This is a genomic window from Pseudomonas sp. G11-1 (assembly GCF_024031555.1).
Lineage (GTDB): Bacteria > Pseudomonadota > Gammaproteobacteria > Pseudomonadales > Pseudomonadaceae > Halopseudomonas > Halopseudomonas bauzanensis.
The window spans coordinates 115,276-131,700 of the sequence record NZ_QEYQ01000006.1; the positions used below are offsets into that span (position 1 = coordinate 115,276).

The following is a 16,425-nucleotide window of genomic DNA, read 5'->3' on the forward strand; positions in this document are numbered from 1 at the left end:
TTAAGGCTTCGCGCATGAAACGCACTGCTTTTTTCATTTCCGATGGTACCGGTATCACTGCCGAGACGCTTGGCCAGAGCCTGCTCTCTCAATTCGAGAACATCCAATTCAGCAAGCTGCTGCGGCCCTATGTGGACACCGTGGAAAAAGCGCGGGACATGGTACAACAAATCAATGCCGCTGCCGAGGCAGATGGTCAGCCTCCGATCATTTTCGAAACCGTGGTCAATCGTGACATTCATCAAGAGCTGACTCTGTCCAAAGGCTACATCATCGATATCTTTTCCACGTTCCTGGCGCCGCTCGAGCAGGAACTGGGCGCCGGCTCGTCCTATTCGGTGGGCAAATCCCACTCGATCCAGCACAACGGCAACTACCAGGATCGCATCGACGCCGTGCATTTTGCCATGGACAACGACGATGGTGCGCGCACTCATCATTATAAAGAAGCGGACATCATCCTGGTTGGCGTTTCCCGCTGCGGCAAAACGCCCTCCTGCCTCTATATGGCTCTGCAGTATGGCATTCGTGCGGCTAATTATCCGCTCACCGATGACGACATGGAGCGCCTGCAACTGCCGGCCGCGCTGAAGCCCTACAAACAGAAGCTGTTCGGCCTGACCATCGATGCTGATCGCCTGGCCAGCATCCGCAATGAACGCCGCCCCAATAGCCGGTACGCCAGCTTCGCCCAGTGCGAGTTCGAAATCCGCGAGGTGGAAAACCTGTTCCGCCGGGAAAACATCCCGCACATCAACTCTACGCATTTTTCGGTGGAGGAGATCTCCGCCAAGATCCTGGTACACATGGGGATCGAGCGCCGCCTGAAGTAACCTCTCTTCACTGCCTGCAGTTTTTCTATTGACGCTCACGTGCCGGGCTCCCGGCACGCTGGGTTTTTCTCTGCTCCTCCTCCGTCCTCCCGCTCCGCTCAGAAATTTACATTTGCCGGTTGAAATTTACAAAGTGAGATGTAATATTGCCGGCGCCTGATAATCATTATCAATCTTCCTGCTAGACGCACCCTATTCTCGTCTACAGCTCATCCGAAAGGAGTTTCTGATGTTGCCGAACCGCCCTGCCCTTGCAGCACATTGCGCCCTCGTCGGCAGTTTGACTCTATTGGCAAGCGGCGTTGCGCTGGCCAACCAGGAGGCCATCCGCCTGTCCGACACCGTCGTCACCGCCTCGGGCTTCGAGCAGAAAATCACCGAAGCGCCGGCCAGCATCAGTGTGATCAGTCAGGAGGATCTGCAGCAGAATCGGTTCAGTAACCTGGCGCAGGTTCTGGAGAATGTGGAAGGTATCGACGTCAATCAGGGCACTGGCAAAACCGGTGGGCTCAATATCAGCATTCGCGGCATGGAAAGTCAGCACACGCTGATTCTCATTGACGGCCGCCGGCAGAATGCTCCGGGTAATGTTTCTCCCAATGGCTTCGGCGAAACCTCCACCAGCTTTATTCCTCCCATGTCCGCCATTGAGCGCATCGAAGTCATCCGAGGCCCAATGTCCACTCTGTACGGCTCTGATGCTCTGGGCGGCGTGGTGAACATCATCACCAAGAAAGTGGCTGACGAGTGGACCGGCTCCATCAGCCTGGATCATACCTTCCAGGAAAACCGTGATTACGGTGACGCCAGCAAGACCAGCTTTTATTCCAGCGGGCCGCTGGTGGAAGGCCTGCTTGGCATGGCCGTGCGCGGCAGTCTGTACAACCGGGAAGAGTCCGACCTGATGTTCGACAACAACTCGGAAGTCAGCAAGCGTGGGGCCTCGCCGGTTGAAGGGCGTAACTACACCATCGGTGGTCGCCTCAACCTCACGCCTGTTGATAATCATGACTTCTACCTGGACTTCGAGCGTGGTCGCCAGGTGTATGAGAACGATGAATGCCAGCTGGGTACACTGGATGGCAGAAATAGAAACTGTGAGGTTCCCGCGAATCCTGAGGCAAACGGGTACGCTGACCAGCTGCGCTTTGAACGCGAGCAGTACGCTTTTGGGCACAGCGCCCGCCTGGGCTTTGGTAACCTGGACAGCAGTATTACTCACAGCACTACCGAAACCCTCGGCCGCACGATTCCTGGCGAGATCGGCGCGCCCTACGCCGGTTTTCCTTCGATCATCGGCGGTAATGACCGCCAGCTTGAATCCACCGATCTGGTTCTCGATAGCAAACTGGTTGCCCCCATCGGCGATGCCAACCTGTTCACCGTGGGCGGCCAATACCGTGACTCCGAGATGACCGACGGCATTGCCAATGAAGATTTCGAACAGAAATCATGGGCATTGTTCGCGGAAAACGAGTGGCGTATGCGTGAGGATCTGGCCCTGACGCTGGGCGGGCGCTATGAAGACCACGATGCATTTGGTGGTCACTTCACGCCGCGCGCTTATCTGGTATGGAATACCAATGATAACTGGACGTTGAAAGGCGGTGTAAGCAAAGGATATCGGACACCGGACCTGAACGACCTGCATGACGGTATCAATGGCGTTACCGGTCAGGGCGACACTATCACTATCGGTAGCCCTGACCTGAGCCCGGAAGAAAGCACCAACATGGAATTCGGGGTTTACTACGACAACCTGGCCGGCTTCAACGCCAACGCCACCGTGTTCCATAACGAGTTCAAGGACAAGATTTCCGATGGCAATGACATTGTTGTCTCCGGGCATCCGACAATCCCCGACGGCACCTATTCGCAACTGACCAATATCGGTGAGGCTGAAACCCAAGGGCTTGAGCTAGCGGCGAGCTGGATGTTCGCCCCCCGCTGGACCCTGAGCGGTAACTACACCTACAGCGACAGCGAACAGAAAAGCGGGCCGGACAAGGGTGAGCGTATCAACAACACCCCGGAACACCTGCTTAACGCCAAGCTCAACTGGGCTGCCACAGAGCGGCTGTCGCTCTGGGTGCGCGGTGAGTATCGGGGCGAGCGTACGCGCTTCACTCAGCGCTATGAAAACCTGAACGCCGATGATCAGGCGATAGAACGGCAAGTTGGCGACATGGATGCCTATGAACTCTTCCACCTGGGCGGTTCTTACCGGGCTTCCGATAATGTCACCCTGACGGCTACCATCTACAACCTGTTCGATAAGGACTTCCTGGAGGGCTCTTACTATATCGATAGTGAAGGCGATACTCAGTGGACCTCGAACTATGCCCATATCACTCGCTCCACCAGCGGTACCATCCAGGAAGGTCGCCGCCTCTGGCTCTCCGCTACCGTCGATTTCTGATCGGCTCTGAGCTGCCTCGGCAGACGCCCGCTTCGGCGGGCGTTTTCATTTCCGGGCTTCCACATTGTCCCCAAAGTAAACCTCCTCCCGCTTTTCTCTCCGAAACGAGAAATATTCCCGTTTAAATATAAAAGACGGTAGCCCTTTCGCTAAAGGCTCTCTATACTCTCGCGCACAATCAATAATGATAACGATTCTGATTAGCATGATGATCACACCGGAAGCCCTGCCAGGGCATAATAAGGAGCACTAACGGATGTCGATCAGAATTACCCTCCCCGCCCACCTCGCTGGTGGCGTTGCGCTGCTGGCGGCCAGTGTTGCGCTGGCCAATCAGGACTCGATTCAGTTACCCGATGTCACCGTCGTGTCAGCCACGGGTTTCGAGCAGAAGATTGCCGACGCACCCGCCAGTATCAGTGTGATCAGCCGCGAACAACTCCAGAGTAAACCCTACGCCGGGCTGGCCGATGCGCTACGCGACGTAGAAGGCGTAGATGTCGGCGCCGATCTCGACAAGAACGGCAATATCAGCATCACCATGCGGGGACTGCCAAAGGACTACACCCTGGTGCTGATCGACGGGCGCCGGCAGAGTGATATCGGCGACATCGGGCCGAACAACTTCGGCAACAGCCAGTTCATGTACATGCCATCGATGGATGCCATCGAGCGCATCGAAGTCATCCGCGGGCCAATGTCTACCCTCTATGGCGCCGATGCGATGGGTGGGGTGATCAACATCATCACACGCAAGGTGCAGGACAGCTGGGGTGGCTCCATCAGCCACGGCATCTCTATCCAGGAGGATTCCCAGTTTGGTGACGATCGCAAGACCGACCTGTTCGCCAGTGGCCCGCTGATCGAGGGGCTACTCGGTCTGGGATTGCGCGCCAGTCTGTATGATCGCGAACAGAGCGATCCGGGGTACAGCGTGGGCACCCTGGTCAATGGCGATGGCAGCCTGTTCGAGGATAACGGCAGTTTCGGCGACAAGAAGATCGTGGCGGCAAAGAACTGGAACGCCGGCTTCACCCTCAATCTCACACCACTGGAAGATCATGACTTCCAGTTCGAATACGATATCGCCAAGCAGCGCTACGACAACACCGAAGGCCAGACGGGGACCTTGGACTCGGTCGACAGCCTGTGGCGCGCCCGAGCAGGGACCATTCAGCCCCGTGTCGGTTATGCGGAATACCAGCGGGTCGAGCGCGAGCAATTCGTCCTGGCGCATACCGGACGCTGGACGTTTGGCACCAGTGACACCAGCCTGACCCGCAGCACCAGCAGTAACCTGGGTCGTTCCCTGCCGCTGACGGTGCAGGAGCGAGGCGCCCTACAGGCCATCTGGGATCAGGCCGCCGCCGATCAGGGTGTCGGCACGCCGGAGCTGACCGATGAGCTGCGTGCGGAACTGGAAAATACCTTCCTGCCCCGCAACCGCCGCGAGCTGGAAATTCGCAACACCATCTTCGACACCAAGCTCAGCAATAACATCGGCGATCACCACTTCACCGTCGGCGGTCAGTATTTCCTTGCCGAGATGGAAGACGGTGTATTCGGTATGGACGGAGCAAGCTATCAATCCGGCGCGACGCAGGATCACAAGCAATGGGCGCTGTTCGCCGAGGACAACTGGGACCTCACCGACAAGCTGACTTTCACCTATGGCGCCCGCTACGACGACCACAACATCTTCGGCTCCGAGATCAGCCCGCGCGCCTATCTCACCTGGCGTACCACGGACAACTGGACCCTCAAGGGTGGGGTCAGTACTGGCTACAAGACGCCCAAGCCGAACCAGCTGTTCCCGGGTATCGTTGGCTTCGGCGGCCAGGGCGTCAGCCCCATGGCCGGGTCACCGGATCTGCAGCCGGAAACCAGCACCAATTATGAAGTCGCGGCGTACTACGACAACCTGACCAATTTCAATGCCAACGTCACGCTGTTCTTCAATGAGTTCAAGGACAAGATCGCCCGCGCCGATGCCGTCCCCAACTGTTACAACGCCAACGGCGTGAAGTATCTCAGCTCGGGCTGCGTGGATGTCGGCCCCGGCTGGGCCGAATTGGGATACGACAGTTTCAGCCAGAGCACCAACGTGGACAAGGCAGAGACCAAGGGCATCGAGTTGGCCGCACGCTGGGAAATCATTCCCACGCTCAGCCTCAGCGGCAACTACACCTACACGGACAGCGAGCAGAAGAGCGGCGCCCAGCAAGGCCTGCCCCTGGTCAACACACCGGAGCACATGCTCAACAGCACCCTCAGCTGGGATGCCTTGCCCCGCCTGAATCTATCGCTGATCGCCGAGCTGCGTGACGAACGCTATCGCGGCACCGCTGTCAGCAGCGGGCCGACGCCGGTTACCCGCAAGCTCTATTACCAGTCCTACGACATCTATCACCTGGGGATGCGCTTTCAGGCCAGTAACGATCTGACCCTGCATGGTCGCGTCAACAACCTGCTGGACAAGGATATGGCCGGTCGCAATTGCGAGCCGACCTTCGATGATCTGGGCAATCACGACACCTGGTCCTGCTCGAATGACTACAACGTGACGGAGAAGGCACGCAGCTTCTGGCTAGCCGCCAACTACCGCTTCTGACCAACCCCGGCCCACGGTCGCCGTGGGCCTTGCGAGATGAGCAACAGGCAATGAAACACCTGGTTATCGGCACCCTGCGGCAATGGCACTGGATCAGTTCCGCTCTGTGTCTGGCGGGCATGCTGCTGTTCGCCGTTACCGGCATCACCCTCAACCATGCGGCGGGAATCGAGTCGCAGCCGCAGGTGCGCACCCTGGAGCTGCAGCTGCCGGATGAGCTGAGGCCATTGCTACCGATGGCAGCCGAGCAGGAGGTCTTCCCCGCGCCGTTACATGATTGGCTGATGAGATCTATGTGGGGATGCCCCGGCCAGGCGGCGATGCCTGGCTGACACTGGATCTGCAGGCTGGAGAAGTGTTTTTCGAGGATACCGATCGGGGCTGGATCGCCTATGCCAACGATCTGCACAAGGGACGGCACAGCGGTGCAGCCTGGAGCTGGTTTATCGATATCTTCGCCGGGGTCTGCGTGATCTTCAGCCTGACCGGTCTGCTGCTGCTCCGGCGGCAGGCGCGCAATCACCCTTCCACCTGGCCGGTCACCGGGTTGGGTCTGCTGATTCCGGTACTCATTGCCTTGCTGTTCATTCATTGAATCCACTGAAAGAGGATAACCCCATGCGCACATGGTTCTTGCTGCCGCTGGCTGCTTTCGCGGCCCACGCCAGCGCAGCCGAGATGACCGTTTCGGTCGAAGTACCGCGGCTGGCAGTAGCGGAATATCACCGGCCCTACGTCGCCATCTGGATCGAGAATGGCGAGGGGCATGTGGCTGATCTATCGGTCTGGTATGACCTCAAGCTGCAAGACAACGAAGGAGAAAAATGGCTGAAGGACATGCGCCAATGGTGGCGGCGCAGCGGTCGTTCGCTGGCATTGCCGGTGGATGGTCTGTCCGGTGCCACACGGCCAGTCGGCGAGCATAGCCTCACCTTCCCGGCAGACCACTCGGCGCTCGCCGCCCTGAAACCCGGGGATTACCAGTTGGTGGTGGAAGCGGCCCGTGAAGTAGGCGGCCGGGAGCTGGTGCGCCTGCCATTCAGCTGGCCGGTAACCGACCAGACCGAGCATCAAGTGAGCGGTAAAACCGAACTGGGCAACATCAGCCTGAACATACAGCCCTGAACCACACTCAAGACCAGAACAGGAACAATACAACACCATGCTTAAACAACTTACCCGCTGGACCGCCCTCGCCATTGCCGTCACCCTGCCCCTGTCAGCCAATGCCCACCGGGCCTGGATGCTGCCCTCGACCACCGTTGTTTCGGGCGATAACGCCTGGATCAGTGTCGATGCGGCCGTCGCCAACGACCTGTTCTACTTCGAGCACCATCCGTTGGTGCTGGAGGGTATCGGCCAGCCGCCGCAGCGTGCCGATGGCAATGCAAGACCACGCGCTGCCAACCGCCTTGTCATCACCGCGCCCGACGGCGAGGAAGTCGCCGCGCAGAACGGCCATGTCGGCAAGTACCGCAGCGTATTCGATGTTGAGATCACCCAGAAAGGGACCTACAAACTGGCTGTCGCCGGTGCACCGCGGTACTTCGCGCGCTACAAGGAGAATGGGGAGGAGCGCCGCTGGATGGGAGAGCTCGCCGATGTCGGTGATGCCCTGCCGGCTAATGCGCAGGATGTGCAGGTCAGCCAGATGGAATCACGCATGGAGGTCTTCGTGACCTCCGGCGAGCCGACCGACAGCGTCTTTGCGCCCACTGGCCAAGGGCTTGAGCTGCAGCCGATCACCCACCCAAATGACCTGTTCGCCAAGGAAACGGCGGAGTTCGTCTTCCTGCTGGACGGCAAGCCGGCGGCGGGTGTCGAGGTCAATGTTATCCCCGGCGGTATCCGCCACCGCGACGGGCTCAATGATATCCGTCAGACCACGGATGCCGACGGCAAAGTCGCCTTCACCTGGCCAAGCGCCGGCTTCTGGTGGTTGGAAGCCAAGGTGGTGCAGGAAGATGGCATGCAGGCACCGCTGACCCAGCGCCGCGCTACCTACAGCGCCACGCTGGAAGTCATGGCGCCCTGATGACCGAGCTGTCCCCGGTGGGTTGGCTAGCCGATCAGCGATTGCTGTGGGCCGCTCTGGCCTTCGGCAGTTGGCTGTTATTGTGCTGGATGTGTCTGGTGCGAGCGCCACGGCCCAAAGCGATGTCGTCAGTAACAGCTTCGGATTGGCTGATTGCCTATGCCAGCCAGTCCGGCGCGGCTCAAGACATCGCCGAAAGGCTGTTACCGGCGTTCCACCAGTACAATCTGCAGCCAGCGCTGCTGCCGTTGAATGCACTGCACCCTGACGCTCTCTCAGGTTATTCGCGGGCCCTGTTCATTGTCAGCACCTATGGCGAGGGGGAAGCGCCGGACAACGGCGCCTCTTTCTGGCAGCGGGCCAGCAAGGCCCGGTCTGATCTGGCGAGCCTGAACTACAGCCTGCTGGCTCTAGGTGACCGCCGCTATGCCGATTTCTGTGGGTTTGGTCGACAGCTGGGTGACTGGCTGGATGCCGCTGGGGCTAAGGTTGCGCTGCCTCGCCATGAGGCGGACCGGCTGGATACCGACGTGCTGCATGCCTGGCATCGGCAAGTATCGCAATGGACTGGCCTGAAACTCCAGGCGTCCTCTTCTGCTCCGTTCAGCCACTGGACGTTGTGCGGGCGCACTCAACTCAATCCTGATAGTCCGGGCTCCCCTGCCTGGTTGATACGTTTGCTGCCGGTGGGCGAGCTACCTGGCTGGCGGGCCGGCGATCTGGCTGAGATACGCATCGGGTCGATCCTGCGCACCTATTCCATCGCCAGCCTGCCGGAGGACGGCGCTCTGGAGCTGATCGTTCGTCAGGTCGTCAATGACGACGGCTCCGCAGGACAAGGTTCCGGCTGGCTGTGCTGTCATGCAGAACCTGGTGCGATGGTGGAAATACAGTTGCGGTCGAACCCCCGTTTCCATCTGCCTGAGGATAACCGCCCGGGCATCTTCATCGGCGCCGGTACCGGGCTGGCCGGCCTGCGCGGCCTGCTGCGGCAGCGCCAACGTCTGGGGTGTTCGGATAACTGGCTGCTCTTTGGCGAACGCTGCCAGCAGCATGACCGCTGGCTCGCAGAGGAGCTGGATGCCTGGACGACCGAAGGCACGCTACTGCTGGATCGCTGCTTCTCCCGCGCCGGCGATCAGCCGGAGTACGTGCAGCACCGCCTGGCTGCCAAGGCAGATCAGCTTCGGCAATGGGTGGACCGTGGGGCCAGTATTCACGTTTGTGGCAGCCTGGCCGGCATGGGTAACGAGATCCACAGCCTGCTGCAAGCAGTCTTGTCGCCTCAACAATGGCAGGAACTACAGGAGCAGCAGCGCTATCGGCGCGATCTATACTGAGTTCGGAGAATCGGAACCATAAGGCTGCGCCGACAGTCACAGAACCTGACCGCCCTATGACCGCACCGGCGGTTGCTTATCAATCAGGAGTGAATACATGGACATCATCAGAATTATCATTGCCATTCTGCTGCCACCGCTGGGGGTGTTTCTTCAGGTCGGCTTTGGCGGCGCTTTCTGGCTGAACATCCTGCTGACACTGTTCGGCTACCTGCCGGGCATCATTCACGCTGTTTGGATTATCGCCCGCCGCTGAATATTCGCCTGGGACAGGAGCCACCCGGCTCCTGTCCTATCCCTCGGTTTTCCAGCAGAGAGCGCATCGGCAATGAGCGTTACTGCGCTGCAGCCGTATCCTTGATCCGTTTGACCATCGCGCGCAGACCATTGCCGCGGGTCACGCTCAGGTGCTTGAGCAGATTCAATTGCGTGAAGTAATCCTCGATATCGAAGGCCAGAATAGCCTCCGGCGTCTTGCCGTTGTAAGCGGCCAGCACCACAGCCAGCAGCCCCTTGACGATAAAGGCATCGCTGTCAGCATCGAAATACAGGCGGCCACCCTCCGCCCGGCTGGTCAGCCAGACCTGGCTCTGACAACCGCGCACGATATTGCCCTCGGTACGCTCGCTGTCATCCAGCGGTGGCAACTCGCGACCGAGATCGATGATGTACTTGTAGCGATCTTCCCAGCTGTCAAAGAATGACAGCGTCTCGATGATATCGTCGCTACTGATGTCTGTGCCGAACTGGCTCATGCAAAGTCCTTGAGGTCGCTCTTAGAAAAACATACCGGTTTCGAGTTGCGCTTCTTCGCTCATCATGTCGCGGTTCCACGGCGGGTCGAAGACCAGGTCCACGTGCACGCTCTCGACATTGGGTACCAGGCGAACCCGGTACTCAACATCGCCCACCAGCACCGGGCCCATGCCGCAACCGGGAGCAGTCAGGGTCATGCTGATATCCACCCGTTTGGCCTGCTGGTCGACTACGACCGAATAGATCAGCCCCAGATTAACCAGATCCACCGGAATTTCCGGGTCGAAAACGGTCTTCAATGCGGTCCAGACATCCTCTTCACGGATCTGGTCGTCGCTCGGCGCGGGGAATGACAGCAGCTCGGGCTCGAGGCCGAGGTTCTCCGCATCGGTGCCATCCACACGCACCATCTGGCCGTTGTAGGTAACGGTATAGTTACCGCCCAGCGCCTGGGTAATGGTTACAAAAGTATCTTTCGGGATCGTCAGCGGTGTGCCATCGGGAACCCGCCGCGCCGGGCAGTCTGCCCGGGCGACAACCATGCGTCTTTCCATGTCAACTCACACTGAAGCTTTCGCCACAACCACATTGGTCTTTGACGTTGGGGTTAATGAAGCGGATCTGGCGGTTGATGCCTTCCTTCACCATATCGATCTCGGTGCCGGAGAGAATTGCCAGACTCTCGCGTTCCACCAGCAGTTCGACCTGGTCGTCCAGCTGGTAATGCAGATCATCCTCGGCGCCCTGCTCCACCATGTCGATGACATACATGAAACCGGTGCAGCCGCTTTTCTTGATGCTGACACGTACCGCCTTGCCCGGCTGGCTGGTCAACTGACGACGGAAGTGTTCGAGCGCAGCCGGGCTGACGGAAACCGCCTGGCTGGTTGGATCAAAAGATTCGACACTCATACTCTACTCCTCGACAAGGAACTGTTTCGCCTTGGTCAGCGCCTCGAACAGACGATCGATATCGGCTCTGGTGTTGTAGAAACAGAAACTGGCGCGCACTGTGCCAGGGATACCCAACTGGTCCATGATCGGCTGGGCGCAATGGTTGCCGGTACGCACCGCGACGCCCTGCTGATCCAGCAGCATGCCCACATCGTGGGGGTGGGTGCCGTCCATGAGAAAGCTCAGCACGCCGGTGCGCTTGGCTGACGTGCCCACCAGGGTAATTCCGGGCATGGCCCGAGCCTTGGCTTCGGCGTATTCCAGCAGTTCCTGCTCATGCCGTTCGGCCCCTTCGCGATCGAGGCTCTGCAGATAATCCACCGCAGCGCCCAAGGCGATCACGCCAGCGATATCCGGGGTGCCGGCTTCAAATTTGTAAGGCAACTGGTTGTAGGTGGTACCGGCAAAGCTGACCGTTTCGATCATTTCACCACCGCCCTGGTATGGCGGCATGGCTTCCAGCAGCTCGGCCTTGCCGTAAAGCACGCCGACGCCGGTCGGGCCGAACATCTTGTGCGCGGAAAACACATAGAAATCGCAGTCCAGCGCCTGCACGTCCACCTGCAGATGGCTCATGGCCTGAGCGCCATCGATCAGGCACAACGCGCCCACCGAGTGGGCCATACGCACAATCTGTTCCACCGGGTTGACGCTACCCAGGGCGTTGGACACGTGCCCGCAGGCGACCATGCGTACCCGCGCATCCAGCATGCCCTGCAAGGCATCCAGATCCAGCGTGCCGTCGTTGCTTACCGGAATCGGCTCAACCGTGGCGCCCATCTGCGCGGCGATCATCTGCCAAGGCACGATGTTGGAGTGGTGCTCCATGGCCGACACCAGAATGCGGTCGCCTTCGCGCAGCTGGCTGCGTCCCCAGCTGGCCGCTACCAGATTGATGCCTTCCGAGGTGCCACGGGTCCAGATGATCTGCCGCGGCTCGGCGGCATTGATCAGGCCGGCTACCTTGACCCGCGCCTGCTCGAACTTGTCGGTAGCGCGCTCAGCCAGGGCATGGGCACCGCGGTGGACGTTGCTGTTGTCCTTGCGGTAGTAATCGACGATCGCCTGGATCACCGCCTCAGGCTTCTGCGTGGTGGCAGCGTTATCCAGGTACACCAGCGGTTTGCCATGAACATCCTGCTGCAGGATCGGAAAATCCTGCCGCACCAGTTCGGCATTGAACGTGCTGCGCCGGTCGATGGCCAAATCATTCATAACGCATCTGTCCCAGCTCGTCGCCCTGAGGGCTTTCACCAAACAGGGTGGTCAGGCGCGGCCGCAGGTAGTCCTGAATTGCCTGCTCAGGCACTTCATTGAGCAACTCATTGATGAAGCCAAAGCTGAGCATGCGCACCGCATCGGCGCGGGTAACGCCACGACTCTGCAGATAGAACACCGAGGTCTCGTCCAATTGGGCAATGGTTGCACCATGGGCGCAGCGAACATCGTCGGCGTAGATCTCCAGCTCCGGCTTGGTATTGATCTCGGCCGTCGGCGAAGTCAGCAGGTTCTTGTTGCTGAGCTCGGCCAGGGTCTTCTGGGCATCCTGATGAATATGGATGCGCCCATTGAACACGGCCTTGGCCGAGTCACCGATGATGCCGCGGAACACTTCGTCGGTGGTGCAATTGGGCACGCGGTGCTCGACGTTGGTGTGATAGTCGATCAACTGTTTGTTGCGCGGCAGGTAAACGCCGTTGAGCCCCAGGTGCGCACCTTCGCCACGATGATTGACGTGGTAGTCGATACGCTTGAGCCGGCTGCCCTGTGCCAGGGTAAAGCCGAGAAAGCGGGCGTCGCGGTGCAGGTCGATGTGCACGCCACCGACGTGCAGCAGATCTTCCTGTTCCAGGTTGATCCGGTAATGCTGAATCTGCGCGTTGTTGCCTACCACCACTTCGGTGTGACTGTTGACGAACAGGTTCTGCTTTTCGCTGCCGGACACGTAATGTTCGATCAGCTCGGCCTCGCTGTTGTCCTCCAGCACCACCAGCACCCGCTGGCTGCTGACCGCCGGCTGCGCTTCTGGCGTGGCGACGTTGAGGATGTACACCGGCTTCTCCAGCCGGGCGCCGCGGGGCACGTGCAGCAAGATGCCGTCAGTGGCCCAGGCGTCGCTCAGGGCGACAAACAGGTGCTCGCCGGTATTGGCAACCGTACCCAGGTGCTGGCGGATCAGCGCCTGCTGGCTGGCATCCGCCTCGCTGAAGCGGACTACCCCGGCGGGCAGTTCACTGGAATGCTCACGGGAAAAATGCCCGTTGATGAAGACCAGGCGGGTGGCGTCCAGGGCAATCGGATCGATCGCCTGCTGCCAGGCGCAGTCGTCGACGCTGGCCCACTGGGCCGGGGTGTCAGTCTGCAACGGGTTCAGAGAGGTGTATTTCCATGCCTCGGTCTTGCGGGTCGGCCATTTGGCGGTCGACCAGACGTCAGTACCCCGCGCGCGCAGCGCAGTCAGCCACTCGGGGCTTTGCTGCTCTGCGGCCAGCGTCAGGGCCTGTTGTTGAAAGTCGGACATAGTCAGCCTTCTCCATTTTCCAGCCAGCCGTAGCCTTTGGCTTCCAGTTCCAGCGCCAGATCCTTGGTGCCGGATTTGACGATGCGGCCGCCGGCCAGCACATGCACGTAGTCCGGCACGATGTAATCCAGCAGACGCTGATAGTGGGTGACGACAATGAAGCTGCGTTTGCCGTCGCGCATGGAGTTCACACCATCGGCAACCACCTGCAGGGCGTCGATATCCAGACCGGAGTCGGTTTCATCGAGGATGCACAGGTCGGGCTCGAGCAGCATCATCTGCATGATCTCGTTCCGCTTCTTCTCACCACCGGAAAAACCTTCGTTGACGCCGCGCTTGAGGAAGCTGGCATCAAGGTCAACCCGCTTGCTGGTTTCGCGCGCCAGTTTCATGAACTCGACGGCGGACAGCTCCGGCAGTCCGGCATGCTTGCGTTTGGCATCAACCGCGACCTTGAGGAATTCCATGTTACTGACGCCGGGGATTTCAACGGGGTACTGGAACGCCAGGAAAATACCCTCACGGGCCCGCTCTTCGGTATCCAGTTCCAGCAGGTCCTGGCCCTTGAACAGCACGCTGCCGCCGGTTGCTTCATAGCCAGGGCGGCCGGACAGCACGTTGCCGAGGGTGCTTTTGCCGGAGCCGTTCGGCCCCATGATCGCGTGCACCTCACCCGGATTGATCTCGATATCCAGCCCCTTGAGGATATCTTTTTCTTCAACTTTAGCGTGCAACCCTTTGATCGATAACATATTTTACGCCTGATAATCTATATGAAATGGTCTCGACAGCCTGCGGTGGATCAACCCACCGAACCTTCCAGGCTGACCTCCAGCAACTTGCCTGCTTCCACGGCAAACTCCATCGGCAGCTCCTTGAAGACCTCGCGGCAGAAGCCGTTGACGATCATCGAGACCGCCTTCTCAGCGTCCAGACCGCGTTGCTGGCAGAGGAACATCTGGTCATCACTGACCTTTGACGTGGTCGCCTCATGTTCGACGACTGCGCTGGGATTCTTGCTCTCGATATACGGGAAGGTATGCGCACCGCAGCGGTCGCCGATCAGCAACGAGTCGCACTGGGTAAAATTACGCGCGCCTTCAGCGCCGGGGTTGATGCGCACCAGTCCGCGGTAAGAGCTGTTGCTCTGACCGGCGGAAATCCCTTTGGCAACAATGGTTGAGCGCGTGTTCTTGCCAAGATGGATCATCTTGGTGCCCGTGTCAGCCTGCTGGAAATTATTGGTCAGCGCGACCGAGTAGAACTCGCCGACACTGTTGTCACCCTTGAGAATGCAGCTGGGGTACTTCCAGGTTACCGCCGAGCCGGTCTCCACCTGGGTCCAGGAAATCTTGGCATTGGTATGGGCAACGCCACGCTTGGTCACGAAGTTGTAGATACCGCCCTTGCCTTCTGCATCGCCGGGGTACCAGTTCTGTACCGTGGAATATTTGATCTGGGCACCATCCAGCGCTACCAGCTCGACCACCGCAGCGTGCAACTGGTTTTCATCACGCATGGGGGCGGTGCAGCCTTCCAGATAACTGACGTGGGAGCCCTCATCAGCAACGATCAAGGTGCGCTCGAACTGCCCGGTATTCAGTTCATTGATCCGGAAATAAGTGGACAACTCCATGGGGCAGCGTACGCCCTTGGGAATGTAGACAAAGGAGCCATCGGAGAAAACCGCGGAGTTCAGGGCAGCGTAGTAGTTGTCCTTTTGCGGCACTACGGTCCCCAGATACTGTTTTACCAGATCCGGGAAACGGCGAATGGCCTCGCTGATCGGACAGAAAATGACGCCCGCCTCTTCCAGTTTCTCGCGGAAGGTGGTGACGACCGATACCGAGTCGAAGACCACATCCATTGCAACGCCAGCCAGTGCTTCCTGCTCATGCAGCGGAATGCCCAGCTTTTCATAGGTCGCCAACAGCTCCGGATCGACCTCATCCAGACTCTTGGGCCGATCAGCCATGCTTTTGGGAGCCGAGTAAAAGGAAACGCTCTGGAAGTCGATTTCCGGATAATGTACGTGGGCCCAGGTCGGCTCTTCCATTTCCAGCCAGGCGCGATACGCTTTCAGCCGCCACTCGAGCATCCACTCAGGCTCTTCCTTGCGGGCCGAGATAAAGCGTATGACATTTTCATCAAGGCCAGGCGGCAGCGTGTCGGATTCGATATCGGTATAAAAGCCGGCGGCGTAATCCGTCTTGATAAGGTTCTCGACTTCTTGAGTCACGGTATCACCTCAATCCCGCAGTCAACGTCATGGCGGTGGCTGCATTGTATGTCAGGCTGCAATGCCTCTTCGGGCACTGCTCTCTAGTTCGTACGGCCAGCGGCCGTCAGATGATGCGTTCCAGGTTGATAGCGTCCTGGTTGGCGTTGGCGCAGGCTCCCTTATCCTGCCGGGTGCGTACGCGCTGAATATCTTCACGTGAAACCAGGTCGGCAAGGGTTATATCGCCGAGGAACTGGCGCAGACGCTCGCTCAGGTCCGTCCACAGGTAATGGGTCAGGCAGACGTCCCCATGTTGGCAATCCCCCTTGCCCAGACACCGGGTCGCGTCCATGGAATCGTTCACGGCCTCGACGATCTGTGCCACATTGATGGACGCGGCGCCTCCCGCCAGACGATACCCCCCACCGGGTCCGCGCACGCTCTCTACCAACTTGCTGCGCCGCAGCTTGGCGAAGAGTTGCTCCAGATAGGACACCGACACACCCTGGCGCAGAGAAATATCTGCCAGCGTAATGGGTCCTTGGTCCTCGTGAAGGGCCAGATCCAGCATGGCTGTAACCGCGTAGCGGCCTTTGGTGGTCAGACGCATAGAGCACCCGTGTCAGGTTTGCACATGGGCAGAACTATGCAATATCCCACTGTTTTAGTCAAGTATTACCCCTTCCGGGGACAGAAATGCTGGCACCACGCCTGAGCCACGTTGCCAGACCGGGC

At 59.3% G+C, this 16,425-nt stretch carries 15 protein-coding genes and 1 pseudogene; 8 read left to right on the forward strand and 8 right to left on the reverse strand.

The features are described 5' to 3' along the window. The first annotated feature begins 14 nt into the window (after positions 1 to 14). The 8 genes and pseudogenes from ppsR (at position 15) to DHB74_RS15340 (ending at position 9,494) form a co-directional block, all read left to right on the forward strand. Entirely contained in the window at positions 15 to 833 is an 819-nt protein-coding gene (gene ppsR, locus DHB74_RS15305; RefSeq protein WP_036989783.1) for a posphoenolpyruvate synthetase regulatory kinase/phosphorylase PpsR, read from the forward strand. 229 nt (positions 834 to 1,062) lie between these two features. Then, the gene (locus DHB74_RS15310) at positions 1,063 to 3,252 is read left to right on the forward strand and encodes a TonB-dependent receptor domain-containing protein (RefSeq protein WP_136869449.1); all 2,190 of its coding nucleotides are present in this window, start codon (positions 1,063 to 1,065) and stop codon (positions 3,250 to 3,252) included. A 256-nt stretch (positions 3,253 to 3,508) separates the two neighbouring features. Beyond that, the gene (locus DHB74_RS15315) at positions 3,509 to 5,863 is read left to right on the forward strand and encodes a TonB-dependent receptor domain-containing protein (RefSeq protein ID WP_036989781.1); all 2,355 of its coding nucleotides are present in this window, start codon (positions 3,509 to 3,511) and stop codon (positions 5,861 to 5,863) included. A 50-nt stretch (positions 5,864 to 5,913) separates the two neighbouring features. Next, a pseudogene (locus tag DHB74_RS15320) lies at positions 5,914 to 6,458 on the forward strand (PepSY-associated TM helix domain-containing protein). A 23-nt stretch (positions 6,459 to 6,481) separates the two neighbouring features. Beyond that, positions 6,482 to 6,988 carry a DUF2271 domain-containing protein gene (locus DHB74_RS15325; protein ID WP_499161889.1) on the forward strand — a complete coding sequence of 169 codons (507 nt, stop codon included), beginning with the start codon at positions 6,482 to 6,484 and terminating at the stop codon, positions 6,986 to 6,988. 37 nt (positions 6,989 to 7,025) lie between these two features. Next, positions 7,026 to 7,898, forward strand: coding sequence for a DUF4198 domain-containing protein (locus DHB74_RS15330; protein ID WP_499161891.1), 873 nt, complete (start codon positions 7,026 to 7,028; stop codon positions 7,896 to 7,898). Continuing rightward, positions 7,898 to 9,238, forward strand: a complete 1,341-nt coding sequence (locus DHB74_RS15335) for a sulfite reductase subunit alpha (RefSeq protein WP_499161893.1) — start codon at positions 7,898 to 7,900, stop codon at positions 9,236 to 9,238. Before DHB74_RS15330 ends, DHB74_RS15335 begins: the two co-directional genes overlap by 1 nt. A gap of 97 nt (positions 9,239 to 9,335) precedes the next feature. Beyond that, a complete protein-coding gene (locus DHB74_RS15340) occupies positions 9,336 to 9,494 on the forward strand; it encodes a YqaE/Pmp3 family membrane protein (RefSeq protein ID WP_036989777.1) in 159 nt (52 codons plus the stop codon). A gap of 79 nt (positions 9,495 to 9,573) precedes the next feature. Here the strand turns inward: DHB74_RS15340 and DHB74_RS15345 are convergent, their stop codons facing one another. The 8 genes from DHB74_RS15345 to iscR all read right to left on the reverse strand — a co-directional run bounded on the left by DHB74_RS15345 (position 9,574) and on the right by iscR (position 16,300). Beyond that, positions 9,574 to 9,993: a SufE family protein gene (locus tag DHB74_RS15345; protein WP_036989775.1), complete on the reverse strand. Its 420-nt coding sequence runs from the start codon at positions 9,991 to 9,993 to the stop codon at positions 9,574 to 9,576. A gap of 21 nt (positions 9,994 to 10,014) precedes the next feature. Next, positions 10,015 to 10,548: a putative Fe-S cluster assembly protein SufT gene (sufT, locus tag DHB74_RS15350; protein ID WP_218144734.1), complete on the reverse strand. Its 534-nt coding sequence runs from the start codon at positions 10,546 to 10,548 to the stop codon at positions 10,015 to 10,017. A 1-nt stretch (position 10,549) separates the two neighbouring features. Continuing rightward, positions 10,550 to 10,906 carry a HesB/IscA family protein gene (locus DHB74_RS15355; protein ID WP_036989771.1) on the reverse strand — a complete coding sequence of 119 codons (357 nt, stop codon included), beginning with the start codon at positions 10,904 to 10,906 and terminating at the stop codon, positions 10,550 to 10,552. 3 nt (positions 10,907 to 10,909) lie between these two features. Continuing rightward, positions 10,910 to 12,163: an aminotransferase class V-fold PLP-dependent enzyme gene (locus DHB74_RS15360; protein ID WP_499161896.1), complete on the reverse strand. Its 1,254-nt coding sequence runs from the start codon at positions 12,161 to 12,163 to the stop codon at positions 10,910 to 10,912. Further along, entirely contained in the window at positions 12,156 to 13,469 is a 1,314-nt protein-coding gene (gene sufD, locus DHB74_RS15365) for a Fe-S cluster assembly protein SufD (RefSeq protein ID WP_074781221.1), read from the reverse strand. Before sufD ends, DHB74_RS15360 begins: the two co-directional genes overlap by 8 nt. 2 nt (positions 13,470 to 13,471) lie before the next feature. Next, a complete protein-coding gene (gene sufC / locus DHB74_RS15370; protein WP_499161899.1) occupies positions 13,472 to 14,221 on the reverse strand; it encodes a Fe-S cluster assembly ATPase SufC in 750 nt (249 codons plus the stop codon). Positions 14,222 to 14,271: 50 nt separating this feature from the next. Next, positions 14,272 to 15,708 (reverse strand): Fe-S cluster assembly protein SufB, encoded by a 1,437-nt coding sequence (sufB, locus tag DHB74_RS15375; protein ID WP_036989766.1) that lies wholly within the window; start codon positions 15,706 to 15,708, stop codon positions 14,272 to 14,274. A gap of 106 nt (positions 15,709 to 15,814) precedes the next feature. Continuing rightward, a complete protein-coding gene (gene iscR / locus DHB74_RS15380) occupies positions 15,815 to 16,300 on the reverse strand; it encodes a Fe-S cluster assembly transcriptional regulator IscR (protein WP_036989765.1) in 486 nt (161 codons plus the stop codon). Positions 16,301 to 16,425 lie beyond the last annotated feature (125 nt).

Coding starts and splice junctions, on each gene's coding strand:
- DHB74_RS15325 (WP_499161889.1), top strand. CDS start 6,482: ATGCGCACATGGTTCTTGCTGCCGCTGGCTGCTTTCGCGGCCCACGCC.
- DHB74_RS15310 (WP_136869449.1), top strand. CDS start 1,063: ATGTTGCCGAACCGCCCTGCCCTTGCAGCACATTGCGCCCTCGTCGGC.
- DHB74_RS15315 (WP_036989781.1), top strand. CDS start 3,509: ATGTCGATCAGAATTACCCTCCCCGCCCACCTCGCTGGTGGCGTTGCG.
- sufC (WP_499161899.1), bottom strand. CDS start 14,221: ATGTTATCGATCAAAGGGTTGCACGCTAAAGTTGAAGAAAAAGATATC.
- sufT (WP_218144734.1), bottom strand. CDS start 10,548: ATGGAAAGACGCATGGTTGTCGCCCGGGCAGACTGCCCGGCGCGGCGG.
- iscR (WP_036989765.1), bottom strand. CDS start 16,300: ATGCGTCTGACCACCAAAGGCCGCTACGCGGTTACAGCCATGCTGGAT.
- ppsR (WP_036989783.1), top strand. CDS start 15: ATGAAACGCACTGCTTTTTTCATTTCCGATGGTACCGGTATCACTGCC.
- DHB74_RS15360 (WP_499161896.1), bottom strand. CDS start 12,163: ATGAATGATTTGGCCATCGACCGGCGCAGCACGTTCAATGCCGAACTG.
- DHB74_RS15345 (WP_036989775.1), bottom strand. CDS start 9,993: ATGAGCCAGTTCGGCACAGACATCAGTAGCGACGATATCATCGAGACG.
- DHB74_RS15330 (WP_499161891.1), top strand. CDS start 7,026: ATGCTTAAACAACTTACCCGCTGGACCGCCCTCGCCATTGCCGTCACC.
- sufD (WP_074781221.1), bottom strand. CDS start 13,469: ATGTCCGACTTTCAACAACAGGCCCTGACGCTGGCCGCAGAGCAGCAA.
- DHB74_RS15335 (WP_499161893.1), top strand. CDS start 7,898: ATGACCGAGCTGTCCCCGGTGGGTTGGCTAGCCGATCAGCGATTGCTG.
- DHB74_RS15355 (WP_036989771.1), bottom strand. CDS start 10,906: ATGAGTGTCGAATCTTTTGATCCAACCAGCCAGGCGGTTTCCGTCAGC.
- DHB74_RS15340 (WP_036989777.1), top strand. CDS start 9,336: ATGGACATCATCAGAATTATCATTGCCATTCTGCTGCCACCGCTGGGG.